The organism is Bradyrhizobium sp., assembly GCF_016219575.1.
In the GTDB taxonomy this organism is placed as follows: Bacteria; Pseudomonadota; Alphaproteobacteria; order Rhizobiales; family Xanthobacteraceae; genus Bradyrhizobium.
In genome coordinates, this window is sequence record NZ_JACRMG010000001.1 from 1 (window position 1) to 19,864 (window position 19,864).

The following is a 19,864-nucleotide window of genomic DNA, read 5'->3' on the forward strand; positions in this document are numbered from 1 at the left end:
CGAGCCCTGCAGCAGATCAACAACCAGATCACATCGCTGCAAAATCAGGCGCAGATGCTGGTCAATCAGGCCAGGAATCTCGCGAGCTTGCCCTATTCGTCACTGCAGCAGTTGGAGCAGTCAATCCAGCGTACGCAGCAATTGCTCGCCCAAGTCCAGCGCATCTCTTTCGACATCCAGCAAATCGATCGCGCGTTCTCTACCACATATGCGCCGGCATCCCCCGACGCTGCGGACCAAGCGCTGATTGCCAATGCGCAGGTGCGCTGGCAAAACTCGGTTGCGGGCTTTCAAGATGCCATGCGGGTGCAGGCCACGGTAGTAGGTAACCTCGACACAAATCGCGCTCAGATGTCGACGCTCGTCACTGCCAGCCAGGGTGCAACGGGCGCGCTGCAAGCGAGCCAGGCCGGTAACCAGCTGCTCGCGCTTCAGGCACAACAACTGGCCGATCTCACGGCGACAGTGGCCGCCCAGAACCGCGCGCAAAATCTGGAATCGGCTCAGCGAACGGCCGCTCAGGACCAGGGCAGGGAACAACTCCGGCGCTTCCTGGCGCAGAGCCGAGGCTACCAGCCCACGACAGTGCGGATGTTCCACCAATGAGCGAAGTTAACGCATTCAAAGCGCTGTCTCTCGGCGTAACAATCCTTGTCGCCGTGCTCGCTGCTGCCTGCACAATCCCCCTGCGCGACGAAAAGAATCAGCTCCAGCCCGCCTCATCGGTCGTCCGAGAACCCGATCCTGTAGCAGCCGAACTCGAGCGATGTCGTTCGATTAGCTACGAGCAAAAAGACAGGCTTTCCGAATGCCGAAAGGTTTGGGCGGAACAGCGCCGCCAATTCCTCAGGCAAAACAGCGACCCTCCGCGCAATCCAGCCCAGCCCGATCCAGATGCCACGTCGTCTGCCTCCTTCAAGGATCAGAGCCGTTTGCTGTCCGGTTTGTCTCCGGCACCAAAGCCGACGGAGCGATGAATGGGCGGTACAGGCATCATTGACCAGTTTCTGGAAACGTTCACCCGTTATATCGACTCTGGCTTCGGCCTGGTCGGAAATGAGGTCGGGTATCTCGCGTCCACACTAGTAGCCATCGACATCACGCTGGCGGGCCTGTTCTGGGTCTGGGGCTCCGATGAGGACATCATCGCTCGCCTGATCAAGAAGACCCTGTTTGTCGGCGTCTTTGCCTTCCTTATCGGTAACTGGAATAGCCTTGCACGCGTCGTCTTCGAGAGCTTTGCCGGTCTGGGGTTGAAGGCCTCTGGCACGGGCTTGTCGTCCGCAGATTTCTTGAGACCTGGGCGGATCGCCCAGGTCGGCCTGGACGCCGGACGGCCGATCCTTGAATCGATTTCGGGGCTGATGGGCTACGTCAGCTTCTTCGAGAACTTTGTACAGATCGTGGTGCTGCTGTTTGCATGGATCGTCGTGCTGCTGACGTTCTTCATCCTCGCCATCCAGCTCTTTATCACCTTGATCGAGTTCAAGCTGACGACCTTGGCCGGCTTCGTTCTGATTCCCTTCGGCCTGTTTGGGAAGACCGCCTTCGCAGCCGAGCGCGTCCTCGGGAATGTCATCTCGTCCGGCGTCAAGGTATTGGTACTTGCCGTCGTCGTTGGCATCGGATCGACCCTGTTCTCCCAGTTCACCTCGGGTTTCGGCGGCAACCAGCCGACGATTGAAAATGCTATGGCGCTGGTGCTCGCGGCCCTCTCGTTGCTGGGCCTCGGTATCTTCGGGCCGGGAATTGCCAACGGCATTGTATCTGGCGGTCCGCAACTTGGGGCCGGTGCAGCAGTTGGAACCACGATGGCTGCAGGCGGCGTGGTAGCCGCCGGAGCAGCACTCGCAGCAGGCGGCGCTGCTCTCACCGGCAGCATGGTTGGAGGCGCGGCGAGGGGAGGCAGCGCGCTCGTAGGCGGCGCTTCATCCGCGTTTCGGACGGGAGCGCAGGCCGGGGAGACGGGCGCCTCTGCAGCGAGTCCCCTGCGATCGCTTGCCGCCCGCTTTGGCAGATCAAATGCCGCGGGCGATGAAGCCGGTAGCGCAGATGCTTCTTCCGGAAGCGCACCCGCCTGGGTTCGCCGCATGAAACGTAGACAGGCGGTCAGTCATGGTGTCTCGGCGACGACGCAGGCGCTGAGGTCCGGGGATCACGGCGGAGGTGGGGCCTCCGTCGATCTCAGGGATCCAGAGCGCTGAGATCAGCACTATCGGAGCACCTCCCAAAACTCTTCAAACGCAGCAAACGCCACCCACGCCCGATTTCCCGTATGTCGAGGTCAAACATGTTCAAGCGATCGGCCGTTCACTATGGCCGCACACCGCAGCCGGTTACGCCTTACCAGAAAGCCGCGCAGGTTTGGGATGACCGGATCGGCTCGGCGCGTGTCCAGGCCAGGAATTGGCGCTTGATGGCCTTCGGTTGTCTATTCCTCTCTGCCGGCTTTGCCGCTGCTCTCGTATGGCAGTCGGCACAGGGGTCAATTACGCCGTGGGTCGTAGAAGTCGATCGCATCGGCGACGCAAAGGCGGTCGCGCCGGCAAGTGTGACCTACAAGGCAACCGACCCTCAAATTGCCTTCCATCTCGCCCGCTTCATCGAACACGTCCGCGGCCTCCCCATGGATGCCATCGTGCTGCGCGAGGATTGGCTTCGGGCGTATGATTTCGCAACCGATCGCGGCGCAGCTGCGCTCAACGACTACGCCCGCAATAACGACCCGTTTACAAAAGTCGGGAAGATCCAGGTCGCCGTCGAAGTGTCCAGTGTTATCAGGGCCTCGCCCGACAGCTTCCGCATCGCCTGGATCGAACGCCGCTACGAGAATGGTCAGCTTGCCGCGACCGAGCGGTGGAGCGCCATCGTCAGTGTTGTCGTGGAACCGCCGCGCGACATGGATCGGCTGCGTAAAAACCCCCTTGGCATCTACGTCAACGCCATCAACTGGTCCAAGGAGTTTTGACAGTGATGCCGACTAATCAACGTTCACTGCGAATGAAAATGGGGAAAGGGTTTCCGGTTTTCCTGATCTGTGCATATGCCCTCGCGGGATGCACAACATTCAAACCTCCGCAGATCAGCTATGACGACGAAATCCCGCAGCTGCCCAATCAGCCGCCGCTTGCAGACGATCGGCCGCGCTCCCTTCACGTCCCACCCGCTTGGACGCCGGCGCGGGGTGGCAAGGAGAAGGAAGCCGAAGCACCCGTTGAACGGATCGAAAGCGCCAACGATGCGGCTCGCGTTCAGCCTCGGAAGGCGGGATACTTCAACGCGGTTCAGGTGTTTCCATACAGCCCTGGCGCGCTCTATCAAATCTATGCGGCGCCGGGGCAGATCACGGACATTGCCCTGGAGCCAGGTGAGCAATTGATCGGCTCCGGACCCATATCCGCGGGTGACACGGTGCGCTGGGTGGTCGGAGATACCGAGAGTGGCAGTGGCGACACAAGGCGGGTCCATATCATGGTCAAGCCGACACGGGCCGCCATCGAAACCAACCTCGTGCTCAACACAGATCGGCGGACGTACCTGATCGAGCTGCGCTCGCGTGAAAAATCATACATGCCATCGGTCTCCTGGTTCTATCCTGAAGACCGAGCCGCGCGCAGTCGTGCGCTTCCGCCCAAGCCCTTCATTCCCGACGTTGCCCAACGGCGCTATCGATACACCTTTGAGGGCGACAATCCTCCCTGGCGCCCCGTCAGCGCCTATGACGACGGCCGCAAGATCTACATCGAGTTCTCGCCCGGTATCGGGCAAGGCGAGATGCCCCCGCTATTCGTCATTAACTCCGACGGCAAGACGGGCCTCGTCAACTACCGGGCGTTCGGTAACGTCCTGATTGTCGACCGGCTGTTCGCGGCCGCCGAACTACGGCTGGGGGGTGAGGACCAGCAAAAGGTCCGCATCATCAGAACCGATGGGAGATCATGATGAGCAATACCGAACAGGAGGGCGCAAACACGGCGGGTGTTCGGCCGGCATCCGAGGCAGAGATGACGAGTTCGTTCCGGTTGCGGCCGGAGCACCCGCACGTCACGCGGCTCTCGCGCAAAGCACTGATCGGAGGCACCGCGTTGGTGCTCACCCTGATTTCCGCTGCCGTTCTCCTGGCGCTGCAAACACGCGAGAAGCGGGCTCCTGCCCCGGACGAACTCTACTCGACCGATCACCACAACGTGGCCGACAAGCTTGCGAACCTCCCCAAGGACTACGGCTCGATTCCTCCGGACGTGCCGCGACTGGGGCCACCTTTACCGGGTGATCTTGGCCGTCCGATTGTCGCAGCGCAGACCCAAACTGGCCCAACTGCAGTCGATGCGGAACAGCAACGGATCAGCCAGGAGAGTGAAGCAGCTCGTACCAGCAAGGTCTTTGCCAATACCGTTGCGCGCCCGTCACCTAGTCAAAGCCCGACCAATGAAACCGCTGCAAACGGAACAGCTTCATCTGACGACGCATTTGCTCAGAACGGTCAAGACCGCAAACTTGCGTTCGTTAACGCTTCTGTCGATCGACGCACCACTAGTCCTGACCGTTTGGCCAAGCCGGCTTCGCCTTTCGTAATTCAGGCCGGGACCATCATTCCGGCAGCGCTCATCACTGGGATCCGCTCCGACCTGCCGGGCCAGATCACCGCGCAGGTAACCGAAAATATTTTTGACACACCGACCGGTCGGGCTCGACTTGTCCCGCAGGGAGCGCGCTTGATCGGTGTCTATGACAGCCGAGTATCGTTCGGACAGTCGCGCGTGCTTCTGGTCTGGACAAGGCTGATCATGCCGAATGGTCGCTCTATCGTGCTCGAAAGACAGCAGGGGGCAGATACCGCGGGGTATTCCGGTCTCGAGGATGAGGTCGACAACCATTGGAAGGAGTTGCTCGGAGCAGCGGCCTTGTCGACACTGCTCGGTGTGGGTTCAGAGCTCGGATCTGGCGCGGACACCGGATCCAACACGGCCATTCTTCAGGCGCTCCGTCAGGGGGCCGCAAATTCTCTCAATCAGACCGGACAGGAAGTCGTTCGTCGGAACCTCAACATTCAACCGACGCTCACAATCCGGCCAGGTTTCCCGGTTCGCGTGATCATCAATCGCGACCTCGTGCTTGAGCCTTACAAAGGATAAGGGCAGACCGACATGGCAAAACTTAAACTCGGCGCGTTTGCCGAAGACAAGCCGGTCAAGGTCACACATGAGCTGCCCGCAAGCGTTCATCGCGACCTCGTCGCTTATGCCGAAGCTCTCGCGCGACAGAGCGGACAATCAATTGGTGACCCGGTCAAGCTAATCGCGCCCATGCTGGCGCGGTTCATGGCAACGGATCGAGCATTTGCCAAGGTCCGCCGTGCGCGTCAACTTCCCAAGCAAGGTGAGGGGTAGCGTTCGGAGAGCAGCTTCAGAAAGGTTTCCAGGGCAGGGTTTTCGTTGTCCTTTTGCCAATAGGCTGAATAGCTCAATACGCTCGGTCCACTGCCGTCACGCAGTTCCCGATATACGAGGCCAGAAAGAGTGGCGCCAGCATCCGATTCCAGAACGAGGCTGATGCCTACCTTCATTGTGACCAGGCTCTTTACAATGCCACGACTGATATCGTGGTGTTCTATCTTCGGTCGATCATCGGGTGAAACAAGTTTCGAAACCAACAAATCCTCAATTTCGCGCCCGGGATCGTAGTGACTCAAGATAAGGGTCTCGCCCCGTAAGTCAGTCCAATAAATGACTTCTCGCTCTGCTAGAGGATGTTCCGCGGGCAAGACGACCAACACCCGCTCATTCCAAAGCGCCTTTCTGCTTGTGCTTTGAGATGATATTCCTCCCGTCAAGATCAGAACGTCCAGCACGCCATTACGAAGCGCCGCCATCAGATGTGCGCGCCGTCGTTCCACGGTAGCGAGTTCGATTTGAGGAAATTTCTGAAGGAGATCCAGCAACGATGCTCTCAGATTGCCCGCGGCGAGAGATGTACAGAAGCCAACTGCGAGTCGGCCGGCTTCGCCACGGCCGCTTGCCCTTGTAGTGGCAGCAAGTGCGTCTATCTGCTCGACTATCGAGCGTGCTACCTTCAAGAAATAGCGACCAGCCGACGTCGCACGCACTCCACCGCTTGATCGCTCAAATATATTGGCTCCAAGACTGTATTCGAGTAGCTGAATTGACCGACTAAGGGTCGATTGCTTGATGGACAGCACTTCGGCAGCCTGCCGGAAGCTGCCGTAATCCGACGCTGCGATAGCATGTTGGAGTTGATCAAAATTTACGCCAACAGGCCGTCCTCCTATTAACAGGCCGGGAAAGCTAGGGCGCTCCATGATAGCCGCACCATCCAAATGGAAAGGAGACACCGGTTGTACAGACAAATAAGACGATTCTTAGTTGCGAATGGGCGGTGGTTAGCTACTGGCATAGGTGAACCAACCTTGGATCATGTCTATTGACCGATAGGCATGCCTATCGCCAGCTCAATAGTTTGCGTTCCTTGTCGATCTCTAGGTGCACATCGTGCAAAGCGCCGAACCACCGGGTGGAATAGGCGAAGCCGGCACCTCGGCGATCGTTCCGGCCGTCAGCAATGCGAGTTTTGCCGCAACAGGCAAGCGTCTTCGCAGGATACCGGTCGATCCTGGCCAGCTGAGACAAGCATAGACTTTGCGGACAAACTGTAACGTCGGAAGCCATCTGGCCAGCGATGCCGTTCTTTCTGGAGATCGCTACCTCGCCGTTTCAGGCGACACCTGCCTAGAGGCGCCGACAAATGTTGGCTTTTAGGCGAACCGCATGGGTCCGGCGGAAAGAAGGCTCTTGTGTCTATCGCTAAATGCCCGGCTGGTCGAGCGACGATAGCCGAGCAATCCCTTCTGCAAAGCAGTCGTTCGCGAGACAATCTTTTAATGCGAGGAAATATGCTCAGAGTCTGGCGGCATCTCTGGTTGCTTTCAATTAAATCTCACTGTGTCATCGCGATGCGCGCGATCAAGCTGGCGAGCGGGGGGAGAGTCGGCGCTCGAAGAGGCGTGGCGCATCGTGGTAGAAAAGACCGCTGCAACTGAAGAGACCCGTCAGCAGTGTTGAATGGGAGGCAGCCCTTCATATTGGCTGTCGGATATCGCAGGGTGGTCAGAAACAATCTGCGGCGGCTTAACGGAGATGCAACAGGAACCCCAGGCCAAGTCGAGCTGATGCGGAAGAACCGTTTACAAAGACACGCATAACTTTTCATGGTGGTCTTTAGCTGAGCAAGGAGCCGCGACCGACCTAGGCAAGCAGCCTCAAACGGCTTACTCGTCCCATTCAGTTCTTTTCTGGGCCGGAGTGAGTCCTCCGGCCCAATTCGTTTCAACAAGATCAACCGCGGATCATCTTCATTGGCTCAGCGTAGAAGCGGAACCCTTCACCCGCGCGGGCAAGGTTTCCGAAGCCTGGCCATGGGAAGTGATAGGACATGACCGGAATCTGCTTGTCCGCCAGCATGCCGAGTAGACGGATGCGGGTCCGCGCGCTCTGCTTCGGATCGGTGTCATAGGCGAATTCCATGGCCGGCTTTTCGAGAAGCAGCACTTGATGATGGGTAAGATCGCCCATGAAGCAGAAGCTTCTGCCGCTGGAAGAGATCAAGAAAATGGTGTGGCCCACCGTATGCCCGGGTGCTGCGATGGCGGTAACACCGGGGAGGAACTCCTGTCCGTCCTTGAAGAACTTGATGCGATCGCGCACCGGCAGCAGGTTCTTGCGGGCGTGTACGATGAAGTCCTTGAGGTTGGAGCCGAGCTTGCCCTCATCCGTCCAAAAATTGAAATCGGCCTCAGACAGCCAGATCTCGGCGTTGGCAAAAAGTGGCTTGCCGTCTGTGCCGACAATCCCGCCGATGTGATCAATATGCGCGTGGGAGCAGACGATGGCATCGATGTCTTCCGGCTTGATGCCGGCTTCAGCGAGGCTTTTGCCCAACCGCCCTGTAGTGGGACCGAAAAGTTGCGAGGTGCCCATGCCGGTATCGAACATGATGAGTTTGGAGCCAGTGTTGACGATCGGAATGTTCTGCTCCAGCACGACGTTCTTGGTGTCGAGGAAGTTGCGGGTCAGCATCACGCTGATCTCCTCCTTGGGGACACCCAGGAAGGCACCGGATGGATCGCCCAGCGGCAGCGGCCCGTCGGAGACGACGCTCACTTCAGTTTCGCCGAAGCCAAAACGGTAATAGTAGGGCGATTGCGTTCCAAGCTTGGGTGCGCGAGCCCAAACCGGCCCGGCCACCGCCGTGGCAGCAATGGCTGCGCCTAGACCAAAAAGCGATCGGCGCGACAGTTCGATCGTCCGCGAAGCATCGTGGATCATGGAATTCTCCAAGGGTTCGTTTCCGAGCGGGCTTCACTTCCCGCAGTATCTATCGTTCAATTAGATGAACGACAGCCAAAATATTGGACAAAATTAGACTTGCTTGGCAAGCACTTATTTTAGCCGCCTAGATGGCGGCTCAATTTCTCCGCGCAGGCGCGAGCCAAGCCGCCCAGCTTTCGCTCCGTTTCGGCACTGACTTCGCCTTCAAGTACCGAAATCGCGATGCCTCCAATAGCGCGCTGCGATGCAAACCCCATGATTGGCGCGCCAAAGCAGTACATACTTTCCCGAACCTGGCAGTTGTCGACGGAATAGCCGCGCTGGCGGACGAGCCCGACTTCCTGTTGCAGATCCTCAAGCCGGCGCACCGACATACGAGTTAGCGGCTCCGGCATGCCCTCGGCGAAAAGCGTGGCGATGGTGGCGTCCTCATAGGTCGAGAGCATCGCCTTCCCGGTAGCGGTGAAAGCGGCGGGCAGGCGCATGCCGATGCGAAAAGTAATGCCCAGCGGCGCAATACCTTCCTTGCAGGCCACATACGTCACGTCGGAGCCGTCCAGCGTGGAGAGCGTCACCGTATGGCGCTGGAGTGCTGGCGTCTCCTCCCACAAGCGAAGAAAGGACGTGATGAGGTCGGAGCGAGCCGCAAAGGCGTTCGCCCATACCATGAGGTGCCCGCCAAGAGCGAGGTTGCCTGCCCCCTGCCGCAACAGAAGCCCCAGGGACACCAGGGTATTGCAGAGCCCGTGCACCGAACTCTTGGGGAGATCGAGTTGCCGAGCGACCTCCGATACATGCGGGGGTAGTTCGCACTGAGCAACAAAGTCCAGGATCGCTTTTGCGCGAACCACGGCGGGCACGCCGCCCTCATTGAGTTGCCGCGTCATTTCTGACTTCAACATCGTTTGGCTTCTCTTCGCTTGCACGAGACTTCACCTTTGTGTATCACATATTGACTAGCGTTCTATTAGCTGAACGACTGGCAACAATCAAGGGCAGGCGGGCTTCCTCTTCCCGGTCAGGAGCAAAAGAAGAACCGGAGCGATGAGCGACGCTTTTTGGAGGGAACGGAAATATGACTAACCGACATTCTGTTAGATTTCTTCTTGCGGCTTCGGTGGCCGCATTTGTCGCTTCCAGCGCATCAGCGCAGGAGGCTCCAGCTTTCCGCATCGGTATCGTTACTTTCCTTTCCGGCGCAGCGGCGGGCCCCTTCGGCATCCCGGCCAAGAACGCAGCCGATCTGTTTGCCGAAGCCGCTAACAAAGGAGCATTGCCCGCACCTTACGCCGCCAAAGGCTTTGGCGGTCGTGCCATTGAATTGGTAACGATTGACGAGGCTGGCGGCGCTACAAAACAGGTGTCCGAATTCCAGAACCTCGTGGAGCAACAGAAGGTCGATGCGGTCGTCGGCTACATTTCTTCGGGAGATTGCGTGGCTGTGGCTCCGGCAGCGGAGCAGATGAAGAAGCTGCTGCTCTTGTTCGATTGCGGCACGCCGCGCATCTTTGAGGAAGGCAGTTACAAGTATGTCTTTCGTCCAGTGGGTCACGCCGCCATGGACAACGTCGCGGCTGCGATTTACGTGAACGCGACCAACAAGGACTTCAAGAAATACGCAGGCATCAACCAGAATTATGCCTGGGGTCAAGATAGCTGGAATGACTTCGAGGCAACTCTAAAGGCCATCCGTCCCCAAGCCGTGGTTGTCAGCTCCCAAATGCCCAAGCTCGGTGCGGGGCAGTACAATGCGGAAATCTCCGCTATTCTCGCGGCTGAGCCGGAGGTGCTGCATTCCTCCTTCTGGGGCGGGGATCTTGAGGGGTTAGTGCTCCAAGGCGCACCACGCAATCTCTTCAAGACGATGAACGTGGTGCTAACGGCTGGTGAGACTGCCACGCACCGACAGGCGCAGCAGATTCCGGATGGCACCATCATCGGTGCGCGGGGGCCCAACGCAATCTTTGCGCCAGAGAACGCCTACAACACGTGGTTAAGGGCCGCCTATTCAGCCAAGTTCAACGCGTTGCCCAGCTATCCCAGCTACCACATGGTCCAATCGCTGCTTGCGCTGAAGTTCGCCTATGAGAAGGCCAAGGGCGGGGACACCAATAAGGCTCCGACCACCGATGAAATCGCTGGCGCGCTCAGGGGCACAACCTTCGAGGGCCCCTCGGGAACGGTGAAGATGAGCTTAGGCGGCGGTCAACAGGCGATTCAGGGCACGGCCTATGGCCGTACGAAGCTGGTGGATGGCAAGACGACCGTGGTGGACGTACGCCGCTTCGCCGCAGAGGAGGTGAACCCGCCAGATGGTGTGAAGACCTCTGAATGGATCAAAACACTTAAGGTCAAGTGATCCTCCGTTCTCTGCTTCGCCGAACGGCGGCGCGCGGCCGATTTTCTCCCAAGGCGCGCGCCGCATTTTCCTTGCTCAAGAGCATCCGAAATGTCGTCTCTGCTTGCAGTTTTGATAGATGGGGTCATGCACGCCGCTTGGCTGTTCACTATCGCCGTAGGGCTCACGTTGATCTACGGCGTGATGAAAATCCTCAACATGGCGCATGGAAGTTTCTATGCCTTTGGTGCCTATTGTTGCGCTACCGCACTCGGGCAGTATTTCGCGGCAGGCTTGCCGCCGATGGGGGCTTTCCTGGCGATCTTCATGTCGGCGCTTATCGGCGGCATCTTGCTAGGTCTCATCGTCGAGCGCGGCATCTTGCGGCTGTTCGGCGGGCGCGATCCCATCGTAATGCTGCTGGTCACCTATGCGCTATTTCTGGTGCTGGAGGATGCGATCAAGCTGATCTGGGGCGTCGATCCTTATATCGTCGGCGAGCCGCTGGGATTGTTGGGCGTAGTAAAGATCGGGACGCTGGTGTACCCCGGCTATAACTTTCTTGTCGTGGTCGTGGCGGTGCTGGTCTGCGTCGTGCTGACGAGTTTTCTGCAACAGACCGCTTATGGCAAGATACTGCGCGCGGTGATCCATGATCCCGAGGTGTCGAGCACGTTAGGAATCAACGTGACGCGCTGGAGCCTCGTTGCTTTCATCACCGGCTCGGTGCTGGCGGCCCTAGGTGGTGCGCTCACCGCGCCCACGATTTCGGTCGTGCCCGGCATGGCAGTCGAGGTCGTCGTGATGATGTTCGCCGTGGTGGTGATTGGCGGACTGGGTTCCATTCCGGGCACCATTATCGGTGCCCTCGTCGTGGGGCTGGTGCGTTCTGCGGCGGTGCATTTCTGGCCAGAGGTCGAACTCTTCTCGATTTATGCGGTCATGGCTCTCGTGTTGGTGGTGAAGCCCAAGGGGCTGTTCGCAGGCATGGAGCTCCGCAAGATATGAATGCCGCACGCTTTTTCGCGTTGATCGCGATTCTGGGAGTTGCGGTGGCCTGCGTCGGCTATGCGTTTCCGGCGATCAATTTCCTGCTGGCCGTGGCGCTGTCCAAAGGGCTCGCCGTGCTCGGTCTCGTCATGATGATGCGCGCTGGCCTTGTTTCCTTCGGGCAAGGACTCTTCTATGCGATCGGCGGCTACACAGCCGGTATCCTGTCGCACCTTTACAAGGTTCATGAGGCGAGCTTGCTGATTGGCGCGGCGGTGTTGCTTTCGACAGGTCTTGCGCTGGTAGTTAGTTTCCTCATCGCGCGGTATCGCGACATCTTCTTCGCTATGCTCACGCTGGCGCTTTCGATGATACTTTACGGCCTGCTGGTGAAATCGGCGGCGCTGGGTGGCACTGATGGCTTTAACGTGAAGTCCATCACCTTCCTCGGTATGCCAATCGGTGGGACCGCCCGGTATTCGAGCCTGCTTGTCGTGCTCGGCTTCGCACTAGGCGGCATCGTGGCGAGCTATGTTTATTCCCGCACCGCCTTCGGGCGGCTGGCGGAGGGGCTGAAGGAGAACGAAATCCGCGTCGAATATCTCGGCGCCAGTGCCGATCTAATCGTGCGGATCTCTTACGTGGGTTCGGCGGTGCTCGCGGCCATCGGTGGGGCGCTTGCGGGCATTCTCGTTGGCCATGTAGACCCGGAAATGGCCTTCTGGGCGACCTCCGGAGAATTCGTGGTAATTGCGGTGCTCGGTGGCTCGGCCTCCTTAATTACGCCGTTTGCCGCAGCGCTGGTTCTTGAGTTCGTGCGGTCCTACGCTACGCAATATGCCCCCAACACGTGGCAACTCGTGCTCGGCGTTATCATCTTCGCACTGATCTTATTTCTTCCCGCGGGGCTGGCGGGTCTGCACAAGCGCCGCAAGCACGCCAAGACAACGGTGGGAGCGTGAGATGGAACCCGCCATTCGTACGAGGAATCTGATGAAGTCGTTCGGCGCGGTGGTTGCCGCGCGCGATGTGAATGTGGATATCCTGCCGGGCACTATTTCGGGACTGATCGGCACGAACGGTGCAGGCAAGACCACGTTCATCAACATGCTCACCGGGTATCTGAGGCCCGATTCCGGCTCAATCACATTGGACGGCACGGAGATCGTGGGGCTTACATCGCGCGAAATCACTCGACTGGGCGTGGCGCGCTCTTTCCAGATCCCACAGCTCTTTAATACGCTTTCTGCTATCGAAAGCCTCGAATTGGCCCTTGCGGCGCAGCAGGCGCGCGGGTTGCGCGGCTTCGCGCTGGTCTCGGAGGACGAACTGGAAGCCCGCGCCGTCGAACTTCTCAAAGAGTTTGGGCTGGAAGGGTTTGCGAATTCACTAGCGGGCACCTTGCCTGAAGGTATCCGCAAGCTGCTTGACATCGCGATCGCCATGGCGCGCAGCCCACGCGTGCTCTTCCTGGACGAGCCGACATCGGGTGTCGCCGCGGAAGAGAAGTTCGCCATCATGGATCGCGTTATCGCAGCCGCCCGCCACACCGGGCTCACCGTGCTCTTCGTAGAGCACGATATGGAGATTGTGCGCCGCTACTCGGACCGTGTGCTTGCCTTCTTCGAGGGCCGCGTGCTGATCGACGATAAACCTGATGTGGTGCTTTCGGACACGCAGGTGCGCACCCTCATCATTGGCGAGGAGCCTGCCCATGCTTGAGGTGAAAGACATAGATGTCGCGATCGGGCAGGTGCAGGTGCTACGCAAGGTGTCGATCTCGGCACCGCAGGGCGCGATGATCGGCATCATCGGCCGAAACGGGGCTGGAAAGACCACGCTAATGCGTGCCATCATGGGCCTGCTGCCGGTGAGGGCAGGCGGCATCACCTTCGAGGGCGCAAACCTCACCTGTCGACCAGCGCATGCGCGCGCTGAACTAGCCATCGGCTATGCGCCCGAAGATCGCCGACTCATTCCTGAACTGACCGTGGAAGAAAACCTGATGATCCCAGCGTGGTCGGCGGGAATTCGTGACGCCGACGCGCGCCTGCAGGATGTCTATAGCCTGATTCCAGAGGCTAAGGAATTTCGCACGCGGCGGGCCATGCAATTGTCGGGCGGTCAGCAGAAGCTTGTCTCCATTGCCCGCGCGCGCATGTCGGGTCGCAAGTTGCTGCTGCTTGACGAGCCCTTCGAGGGCGTGGCACCGGCGCTCTCCAAGCGCATTGCCGAGGTGGTGGCCTCACTGCGTCCGCTCGGACTTTCCATAGTCCTCTCCGGCGCTGATCTGCAACACGCCGGGCGCGGGCTCGATAGGATCTACAAGCTCGATCGCGGCGAAATCGTCCAATGAGCATGGAGAACGCGGATGTTCATCTTCAATACCACCAGGTCCATTGTCTCGGGCCCCGGTGCTGTCGCGCAACTCGGCGACATCGGAAAATCCATCCTCGGTCCCCGCGCACTGCTCGTGACGGATATCGGGCTCGTGCGGCTCGGCGTGCTCGATACGGCACTCGACTCACTCAAGGCGGCGGGCATCGCGGTAGCCATTTTCGACAAGGTTGAGGCCGATCCGCCCGAAGCCAATATCTTTGCGGGCGTCGAGGCCGCCAAAGCCCACGGCGCGACCGGCATCTTGGCGATAGGCGGCGGCTCACCCATGGATGTCGCGAAGGTGATTGCGCTGCTGCAAGGTTCGGGTGAATCGCTCGCCGGGGCTTACGGCGTGGGCATGGCAAAGGGGCCGCGCCTGCCGTTGGTGCTGGTGCCGACCACCGCTGGCACCGGCTCGGAGGTAACACCGATTGCCATCATCACGACCGGCGAGGCCGAGAAAAAAGGCATCGTGTCCCCGCTGTTGCTGCCGGACCTCGCACTGCTCGACGCAGACCTCACGCTGGGCCTACCCGCCGCCGTTACTGCCGCCACCGGCATCGATGCCATGGTGCATGCAATCGAAGCCTATGCTTCCAAATCAGCCAACAACAACCCCATCTCGCGCGGATTGGCCAAGCAGGCGCTCAAATTACTGGGCGCCAATATATCCGAGGCCTGCTTCAACGGCACTAACCGCGAGGCGCGCGCCAACATGTTGCTTGGTTCTTTGCTCGCCGGGCAAGCCTTCGCCAATTCTCCGGTGGCTGCGGTGCATGCGTTGGCTTACCCGATCGGCGGCCACTACCATGTACCGCACGGGCTTTCGAACGCCTTGGTGTTACCTCATGTGCTGCGCTTCAACCTGCCTGATGCCTCTTCGCGCTATTCCGAAATCGCCACCGATGCGTTCCCGGATCTCGCCACCGTGCCGGAATCCCGGCGCGCCGAAGCTTTCATCGAGAAGCTCGTCGCACTCTCAGTAGCACTAAAGATCCCGCAGCGGCTACGCGACGTTGGCATCCCTGAGTCTGCCTTGCCGCTGCTTGCCAACGAATCGATGAAGCAGACGAGGCTTCTGGTGAACAACCCGCGCGAATTGACGTTGCAGCATGCGCAGTCGATCTACGCCAACGCTTTTTGAGCAGAGCTGAACATGCTTGATCTCACCCGTGCCATGACCTTCCGACGCCAAGCCAATCTCATTGACGGCCGATGGGTCGGTGCGGCGGGAGCGGGCACCATCAGCGTCAAGAATCCCGCCAGTGGCGAGGAAATCGGAACTGTTCCATTGGCTGGAAAGGCGGAAACAGACGCCGCGATTGCTGCCGCGCACAGGGCTTTTCCCGGCTGGTCGGCATTGCTGGCGAGCGAGCGTGCCGCAAAGCTTTTCGCCTTGGCCGATCTGATCCGCACCCAAGCCGAAGCATTGGCGGAATTGCTAACACTGGAGCAGGGTAAGCCGCTTGCGGAAGCCAAAGGCGAGGTGCTCGGGGGGGCGGCCTATATCCAATGGTTCGCCGAAGAAGCCAAGCGCGTCTATGGCGATGTCATCCCTTCACCATTCCCGGCGCGACGAATCCTCGTCACCCGGGAGCCCGTTGGCGTGGTGGCGGCTATTACGCCCTGGAATTTTCCTTTCTCCATGCTTGCACGCAAGCTGGGTGCGGCTCTGGCCGCAGGCTGCACGATTGTTGCCAAACCGAGTGAACTCACACCGTATAGCGGCCTTGCTTGGGGTGTACTGGCCGAAAAGGCTGGAATTCCCGCGGGTGTGGTCAATATTGTCACGGGGGATGCGTCAGCTATAGGCGCGACAATGACCGACTCGGCGCTGGTACGCAAAGTGACCTTTACCGGCTCGACCCGTGTCGGCAAGCTGTTGGCCGAGGCCTCAGCGCGTTCGATGAAGCGCTACTCGATGGAACTTGGTGGCAACGCCCCGTTTATTGTCTTTGACGATGCGGACCTCGATGCTTCGGTCGAGGGAGCCATGGCCGCAAAGTACCGCAACTCAGGCCAGACCTGCATCTGCACCAATCGCTTCTATGTGCAGAACGGGGTCTATGATGCATTTGCTGCCAAGCTCGCCGAAAAGGTCAAAGCGCTGACGGTCGGCCCAGGTTTCGCGGCGGGCACCATGCAGGGACCACTTATCAACGAGGCTGCCATCACCAAGGTGGAGGCGTTGGTGCACGATGCGACGGCTAGGGGCGGCAAGGTGCTAGTAGGTGGGAAGCTGCATGCGCTTGGTGGCAACTTTTATGAGCCTACGCTGATCACCCGCGGGACGCAGAAGATGCGCATTGCGCGCGAGGAAGTCTTCGGCCCCGTCTCGGTGCTCTTCCCCTTCGAGACCGAGGAGGAGGCGGTTGAAATGGCGAATGCCACCGAATACGGCCTCGCCTCCTACTTCTTCACCCGCGATCTCGCCCGCATCTTCCGGGTCTCGGCAGAGCTCAAGTTCGGCATGGTGGGGATCAATACCGGCATCATCACCACGGAGGTCGCGCCCTTCGGAGGCACGAAGGAGTCGGGTGTGGGGCGTGAGGGTTCGAAATATGGGCTCGATGACTACCTCGACGTGAAGTATCTCTCAATCGGCGGGCTTTGAACAAACCAGCACTTTTGAAATTTCAACTGCGCCGTCGATGGCCCGGGCACGGCAACTGGCTGCCGGGCCGACGCAAGTCATCAAGGGGATCAAGCTGCAGGCCTAGAAGCGCGTGGCGGAGTCGCCGCCGCAGACGCGCGTCAGCTCTCAAGGCTGAAACAGGGGTTCGATTCCCCTAGGAGCGCCAGCAAACTCAGGCACTTAGGTGACCATCAGCCGCGTTCGTTGGATTAAGACGCTGGTGAACAGCGGCGAACGCTTGCGGAAGCAGCCTCGGCGCGACGCCTCGCTGAGGCTGGCGCATTCGCGAAAAATTTCCTCGTCGCCCTAGCAGGCTGTTGAAGAACTCAGCCGCGTACGCAAACGAAGGCTGAATCGTCGCCATTGTGGATGTAGAAGTGGCCGACGAGCCTACCCGCAGAGGCGATCATAGCCCATCCGCGACCGCAGGACGGATCGTTCTCATCGTGCCCTTCCCATGAGAACTCCGCGCAGGCCGATCCGTCACGGGTGCCGTAGCGCACGTCGAGGAAGCCCTTGAGAGCCCCAAAGGCGATTTCGCCATCGAACTTGCCCTGGAAGATGAGATGCGCCTCTTCGACAAGATCGAGGAAGTCGCCGTCCCAGTTGTCCATCTCGACGATGCGCCAGCGGCCGACAAAGGCCTTGGCGAAGCCGGGCACCTTGGCCATCAGCCGGTCTCCGCAATCAGCTTGGGCAGCCGCACCAGATTGTAGGCGGCGGCAGCGAAGGTAAAAGCCCATCCGACGCGATCACGGCCACGGAAGCTGGTCTTCTCTTGCCCGGCGACCGTCTTGATCCAGCCGAATGCCTCCTCGATGCGCTTACGGATGCGCTGGCTGACGGCATAGCCGCCGTGCCGGGTCGTTCGTCCGTCAATCGCAGAACTACGGCCGCTTGTGTTCTGCGCCACATGCGGCGTTACATTCATCGAGCGAAGTTCGTTGACGAAGTCTTCTGCATCGTAGGCTTTGTCGGCGCCAAGCGTGATCGCTGTCGGTCGGTCGGCGCGAGGCTCGATCATGTGCAGCGCGGCCACCCGTTCGGCATGCCCGTCGGCCTGCGTCAGGCAGGCGTCGACCAGCAGGCCGTGGCGGTTCTCCATTAGTCCGTGCCCGATGAAGCACAGCTTCGTTTCCTTGCCTTTGCCCTTGCGGTACAGCCTGGCGTCCGGATCGGTCGTCGAAGCATGGGTGTCGTTCGAGCGCCTCTCGCCATGGAAGTCCGCTTCGGCATTGCGCCCGCCGCCTGGCGCCGGCGGCTCGCCGGAGCCGTCCTTCGGCTTGACGCTCTTCATCGAAGCCCAGGCCTCGATCAGCGTACCGTCGACCGAGAAGTGGTCGCTCGACAGAAGCCTCTTCACCTTGGGCTGCGCCAGCACCGCCGCCAGAAACTTGGCCGCGATGTCGCCTTCCAGCAGCCGGTCGCGGTTTGGTCTTTCCTGTCTGAGCGAAATGGTGGCAGCCATGTTTGCCGGATGATCGAGGAGGTCCAGCATTGGCTCTCCACCGCCACGAACGGCATCAATAGGCCTTCCTCGAATCCAAGACCGCCCCCATCTGTTAGGGCTGGAAGATGCACGGCTAGATCCGCGAGGCGGCGCGCAAGATCGACTTGTGAGGGACGTCAGGGCTGACTGAGCTTGCCGTCTAGCGGATAAGATTTATGGTAACGTTCTTCGTTTGAGTGAAGCTATCGAGCATTGCGGCCAACGAGAACTCGCGACCCAGACCGCTCTGCTTGTAGCCGCCGTAGGAATGGCCGGGCAACTGACCGCCGCCCTGATTGACCTGCACCCATCCGGCTTCGATGTCGCGCGCGGCGCGCAGCGCCTTGCCGACGTCGTGCGTCCAGACGTATGCGGCGAGACCGTAGTGGGAGTCATTGGCCATCCGGATGACGTCATCCTCGTCGTCCCAGGGGATCGCGACAAGAACCGGCCCGAAGATTTCCTCGCGGGCCAGTCGCCAGTCGTTCGAGCCCTGGGCGAAGATGGTCGGCCGCAGGTAGTAGCCATTGCCGAGCGACTTGTCGTCTCGCGGATGACCCCCGCATAGCAGCTTCGAGCCGCTCGTTTTCATGCCGTCATCGATGTAGCCGCAGACCTTGTTGTACTGACGCTCGTTGATGATGGCGCCGACGTCCGACTCCTCAGCCAGCGGATCCCCGACGCGCAGCTTGGAAGCCGCCTCGACAAGTCGTCCGAGAACGTTGTCGTAGATATTGCGGTGCAGGAACAGGCGGGATCCGGCCGTGCAGGACTGGCTCTGGCGCGTGAAACGCATGGCGGCAACGATGCCTTCCACGACCCAGTCGTCGGTGGCGTCCGGATAGACGATCGACGGGCTCTTGCCGCCGAGCTCCAACGATACGGGCAACACGCGCTTGGCCGCCGCCTCCATGACCAGCTTGCCGACCGCCGTCGAGCCGGTGAAGGAGAGTTTAGCGACTTTCGGATGGTTCAGGAGCGGAGCCCCGCACTCCGCACCGGTGCCGCTCAGCATGTTCAGCGTTCCGGGGGGCAGCACTTCCGCGCAGATCTTGGCGAGCGCCAGCACGGCGAGAGGAGCGTCTTCCGCTGTCTTCATCACCATCGTGTTTCCGGCGCACAGCGCGGGTGCGATCTTCACGGCGGCGAGCAGGAATGGTGCGTTCCAGGGAATGACGGCCGCGACGACGCCTAGCGGCTCGCGCTGCGTGAAGCTCAGGAGATCGTAGTTCAGCGGCAGAGTCTCGCCCTTGAGCTCGGAGGCCAGTCCGCCGAAATAGCGGAAGATGTCGGCGGCGATCTTCACCTCGGGGCGCGCTTGAGTCCGCAGCGCGTTGCCTGTTTCTTCCGCGATCTTTCTCGAGAGATTTTCGTGCTCGGCTTCGATCTTCTCTGCGATCGTCTGCAGCAGGCGGCCCCGCTCGCGCGGCGCGACGCGACGCCAGGACCCGAACGCGGCGAGGGCCTTCTCGACGGCGAGATCCACGTCCGCCGCCGCACCGCGCGGTACGGTCGCGATGATCTCCCGGCGTCCCGGATTCTCCACGGCGATGGTCTCGCCCGACTTCGCCGGCACCCATTCTCCGCCGATCAGCATCGACTGCTGCTGCACTTTCTGTTGGCCGACGATGGTGTTCATCTCTTCCTCCCGTAACAGGTCTTCGATTTGTGTTTCGTGGGCTGACGGA

General features: G+C 60.0%; 19 protein-coding genes, 1 tRNA gene and 1 pseudogene. 15 read left to right on the forward strand and 6 right to left on the reverse strand.

What is annotated here, in order from left to right; all coding sequences use genetic code 11:
* The 7 genes from trbJ to HZB49_RS00035 form a co-directional block, all read left to right on the forward strand.
* A partial coding sequence (gene trbJ, locus HZB49_RS00005; RefSeq protein ID WP_291608376.1) for a P-type conjugative transfer protein TrbJ occupies positions 1 to 606 on the forward strand: 606 nt, incomplete at its 5' end.
* On the forward strand, positions 603 to 977 hold the full coding sequence (gene trbK-alt, locus HZB49_RS00010) for a putative entry exclusion protein TrbK-alt (RefSeq protein ID WP_291608377.1): 375 nt from the start codon (positions 603 to 605) through the stop codon (positions 975 to 977). The genes trbJ and trbK-alt, both read left to right, overlap by 4 nt.
* A complete protein-coding gene (trbL, locus tag HZB49_RS00015) occupies positions 978 to 2,204 on the forward strand; it encodes a P-type conjugative transfer protein TrbL (RefSeq protein ID WP_291608378.1) in 1,227 nt (408 codons plus the stop codon).
* 86 nt (positions 2,205 to 2,290) lie between these two features.
* Positions 2,291 to 2,968 (forward strand): conjugal transfer protein TrbF, encoded by a 678-nt coding sequence (gene trbF, locus HZB49_RS00020; RefSeq protein ID WP_291608379.1) that lies wholly within the window; start codon positions 2,291 to 2,293, stop codon positions 2,966 to 2,968.
* A 32-nt stretch (positions 2,969 to 3,000) separates the two neighbouring features.
* A complete protein-coding gene (gene trbG / locus HZB49_RS00025; RefSeq protein WP_291608633.1) occupies positions 3,001 to 3,942 on the forward strand; it encodes a P-type conjugative transfer protein TrbG in 942 nt (313 codons plus the stop codon).
* Positions 3,942 to 5,135, forward strand: coding sequence for a TrbI/VirB10 family protein (locus HZB49_RS00030; protein WP_291608381.1), 1,194 nt, complete (start codon positions 3,942 to 3,944; stop codon positions 5,133 to 5,135). Before trbG ends, HZB49_RS00030 begins: the two co-directional genes overlap by 1 nt.
* A gap of 12 nt (positions 5,136 to 5,147) precedes the next feature.
* Positions 5,148 to 5,390: a DUF2274 domain-containing protein gene (locus HZB49_RS00035; RefSeq protein WP_291608383.1), complete on the forward strand. Its 243-nt coding sequence runs from the start codon at positions 5,148 to 5,150 to the stop codon at positions 5,388 to 5,390.
* On the opposite strand, the gene HZB49_RS00040 is transcribed toward HZB49_RS00035, so the two are convergent.
* The 3 genes from HZB49_RS00040 to HZB49_RS00050 all read right to left on the reverse strand — a co-directional run bounded on the left by HZB49_RS00040 (position 5,363) and on the right by HZB49_RS00050 (position 9,232).
* Entirely contained in the window at positions 5,363 to 6,367 is a 1,005-nt protein-coding gene (locus HZB49_RS00040) for a LysR family transcriptional regulator (RefSeq protein ID WP_291608385.1), read from the reverse strand. The genes HZB49_RS00035 and HZB49_RS00040 overlap by 28 nt on opposite strands.
* 985 nt (positions 6,368 to 7,352) lie before the next feature.
* Positions 7,353 to 8,342 (reverse strand): MBL fold metallo-hydrolase, encoded by a 990-nt coding sequence (locus tag HZB49_RS00045; RefSeq protein ID WP_291608386.1) that lies wholly within the window; start codon positions 8,340 to 8,342, stop codon positions 7,353 to 7,355.
* 119 nt (positions 8,343 to 8,461) lie between these two features.
* A complete protein-coding gene (locus tag HZB49_RS00050; protein WP_291608387.1) occupies positions 8,462 to 9,232 on the reverse strand; it encodes an IclR family transcriptional regulator in 771 nt (256 codons plus the stop codon).
* A 188-nt stretch (positions 9,233 to 9,420) separates the two neighbouring features.
* Here HZB49_RS00050 and HZB49_RS00055 point away from each other — a divergent pair, with 188 nt between their 5' ends.
* The 8 genes from HZB49_RS00055 (at position 9,421) to HZB49_RS00090 (ending at position 16,853) form a co-directional block, all read left to right on the forward strand.
* Complete coding sequence (locus HZB49_RS00055; protein WP_291608388.1) at positions 9,421 to 10,704, forward strand: ABC transporter substrate-binding protein; 1,284 nt, start codon at positions 9,421 to 9,423, stop codon at positions 10,702 to 10,704.
* A gap of 90 nt (positions 10,705 to 10,794) precedes the next feature.
* Positions 10,795 to 11,691 (forward strand): branched-chain amino acid ABC transporter permease, encoded by an 897-nt coding sequence (locus tag HZB49_RS00060; protein WP_291608390.1) that lies wholly within the window; start codon positions 10,795 to 10,797, stop codon positions 11,689 to 11,691.
* Positions 11,688 to 12,635 carry a branched-chain amino acid ABC transporter permease gene (locus tag HZB49_RS00065; RefSeq protein WP_291608391.1) on the forward strand — a complete coding sequence of 316 codons (948 nt, stop codon included), beginning with the start codon at positions 11,688 to 11,690 and terminating at the stop codon, positions 12,633 to 12,635. Before HZB49_RS00060 ends, HZB49_RS00065 begins: the two co-directional genes overlap by 4 nt.
* A 31-nt stretch (positions 12,636 to 12,666) precedes the next feature.
* Entirely contained in the window at positions 12,667 to 13,395 is a 729-nt protein-coding gene (locus HZB49_RS00070; RefSeq protein ID WP_291608392.1) for an ABC transporter ATP-binding protein, read from the forward strand.
* Positions 13,388 to 14,029, forward strand: coding sequence for an ATP-binding cassette domain-containing protein (locus HZB49_RS00075; protein WP_291608394.1), 642 nt, complete (start codon positions 13,388 to 13,390; stop codon positions 14,027 to 14,029). Before HZB49_RS00070 ends, HZB49_RS00075 begins: the two co-directional genes overlap by 8 nt.
* A 15-nt stretch (positions 14,030 to 14,044) precedes the next feature.
* A complete protein-coding gene (locus HZB49_RS00080; protein WP_291608395.1) occupies positions 14,045 to 15,196 on the forward strand; it encodes an iron-containing alcohol dehydrogenase in 1,152 nt (383 codons plus the stop codon).
* Between the two features lie 12 nt (positions 15,197 to 15,208).
* Positions 15,209 to 16,666, forward strand: coding sequence for an NAD-dependent succinate-semialdehyde dehydrogenase (locus tag HZB49_RS00085; protein WP_291608396.1), 1,458 nt, complete (start codon positions 15,209 to 15,211; stop codon positions 16,664 to 16,666).
* 110 nt (positions 16,667 to 16,776) lie between these two features.
* Positions 16,777 to 16,853 (forward strand) — tRNA-OTHER (locus HZB49_RS00090).
* Between the two features lie 160 nt (positions 16,854 to 17,013).
* On the opposite strand, the gene HZB49_RS00095 is transcribed toward HZB49_RS00090, so the two are convergent.
* The 3 genes and pseudogenes from HZB49_RS00095 to HZB49_RS00105 form a co-directional block, all read right to left on the reverse strand.
* Entirely contained in the window at positions 17,014 to 17,358 is a 345-nt protein-coding gene (locus HZB49_RS00095; protein ID WP_291608397.1) for a hypothetical protein, read from the reverse strand.
* Positions 17,358 to 18,119 (reverse strand): annotated as a pseudogene (locus tag HZB49_RS00100) (IS5 family transposase); the annotation flags it as partial. The pseudogene HZB49_RS00100 and the gene HZB49_RS00095, both read right to left, overlap by 1 nt.
* Before the next feature lie 217 nt (positions 18,120 to 18,336).
* Positions 18,337 to 19,815 carry an aldehyde dehydrogenase family protein gene (locus tag HZB49_RS00105; protein ID WP_291608399.1) on the reverse strand — a complete coding sequence of 493 codons (1,479 nt, stop codon included), beginning with the start codon at positions 19,813 to 19,815 and terminating at the stop codon, positions 18,337 to 18,339.
* Positions 19,816 to 19,864 lie beyond the last annotated feature (49 nt).

Excerpts from the sequence above, each read along its gene's own strand:
- trbK-alt (WP_291608377.1), top strand. The coding sequence starts at position 603 with ATGAGCGAAGTTAACGCATTCAAAGCGCTGTCTCTCGGCGTAACAATC.
- trbL (WP_291608378.1), top strand. The coding sequence starts at position 978 with ATGGGCGGTACAGGCATCATTGACCAGTTTCTGGAAACGTTCACCCGT.
- trbF (WP_291608379.1), top strand. The coding sequence starts at position 2,291 with ATGTTCAAGCGATCGGCCGTTCACTATGGCCGCACACCGCAGCCGGTT.
- trbG (WP_291608633.1), top strand. The coding sequence starts at position 3,001 with ATGAAAATGGGGAAAGGGTTTCCGGTTTTCCTGATCTGTGCATATGCC.
- HZB49_RS00030 (WP_291608381.1), top strand. The coding sequence starts at position 3,942 with ATGAGCAATACCGAACAGGAGGGCGCAAACACGGCGGGTGTTCGGCCG.
- HZB49_RS00035 (WP_291608383.1), top strand. The coding sequence starts at position 5,148 with ATGGCAAAACTTAAACTCGGCGCGTTTGCCGAAGACAAGCCGGTCAAG.
- HZB49_RS00045 (WP_291608386.1), bottom strand. The coding sequence starts at position 8,342 with ATGATCCACGATGCTTCGCGGACGATCGAACTGTCGCGCCGATCGCTT.
- HZB49_RS00050 (WP_291608387.1), bottom strand. The coding sequence starts at position 9,232 with ATGACGCGGCAACTCAATGAGGGCGGCGTGCCCGCCGTGGTTCGCGCA.
- HZB49_RS00055 (WP_291608388.1), top strand. The coding sequence starts at position 9,421 with ATGACTAACCGACATTCTGTTAGATTTCTTCTTGCGGCTTCGGTGGCC.
- HZB49_RS00060 (WP_291608390.1), top strand. The coding sequence starts at position 10,795 with ATGTCGTCTCTGCTTGCAGTTTTGATAGATGGGGTCATGCACGCCGCT.
- HZB49_RS00065 (WP_291608391.1), top strand. The coding sequence starts at position 11,688 with ATGAATGCCGCACGCTTTTTCGCGTTGATCGCGATTCTGGGAGTTGCG.
- HZB49_RS00070 (WP_291608392.1), top strand. The coding sequence starts at position 12,667 with ATGAAGTCGTTCGGCGCGGTGGTTGCCGCGCGCGATGTGAATGTGGAT.
- HZB49_RS00075 (WP_291608394.1), top strand. The coding sequence starts at position 13,388 with ATGCTTGAGGTGAAAGACATAGATGTCGCGATCGGGCAGGTGCAGGTG.
- HZB49_RS00080 (WP_291608395.1), top strand. The coding sequence starts at position 14,045 with ATGTTCATCTTCAATACCACCAGGTCCATTGTCTCGGGCCCCGGTGCT.
- HZB49_RS00085 (WP_291608396.1), top strand. The coding sequence starts at position 15,209 with ATGCTTGATCTCACCCGTGCCATGACCTTCCGACGCCAAGCCAATCTC.
- HZB49_RS00095 (WP_291608397.1), bottom strand. The coding sequence starts at position 17,358 with ATGGCCAAGGTGCCCGGCTTCGCCAAGGCCTTTGTCGGCCGCTGGCGC.
- HZB49_RS00105 (WP_291608399.1), bottom strand. The coding sequence starts at position 19,815 with ATGAACACCATCGTCGGCCAACAGAAAGTGCAGCAGCAGTCGATGCTG.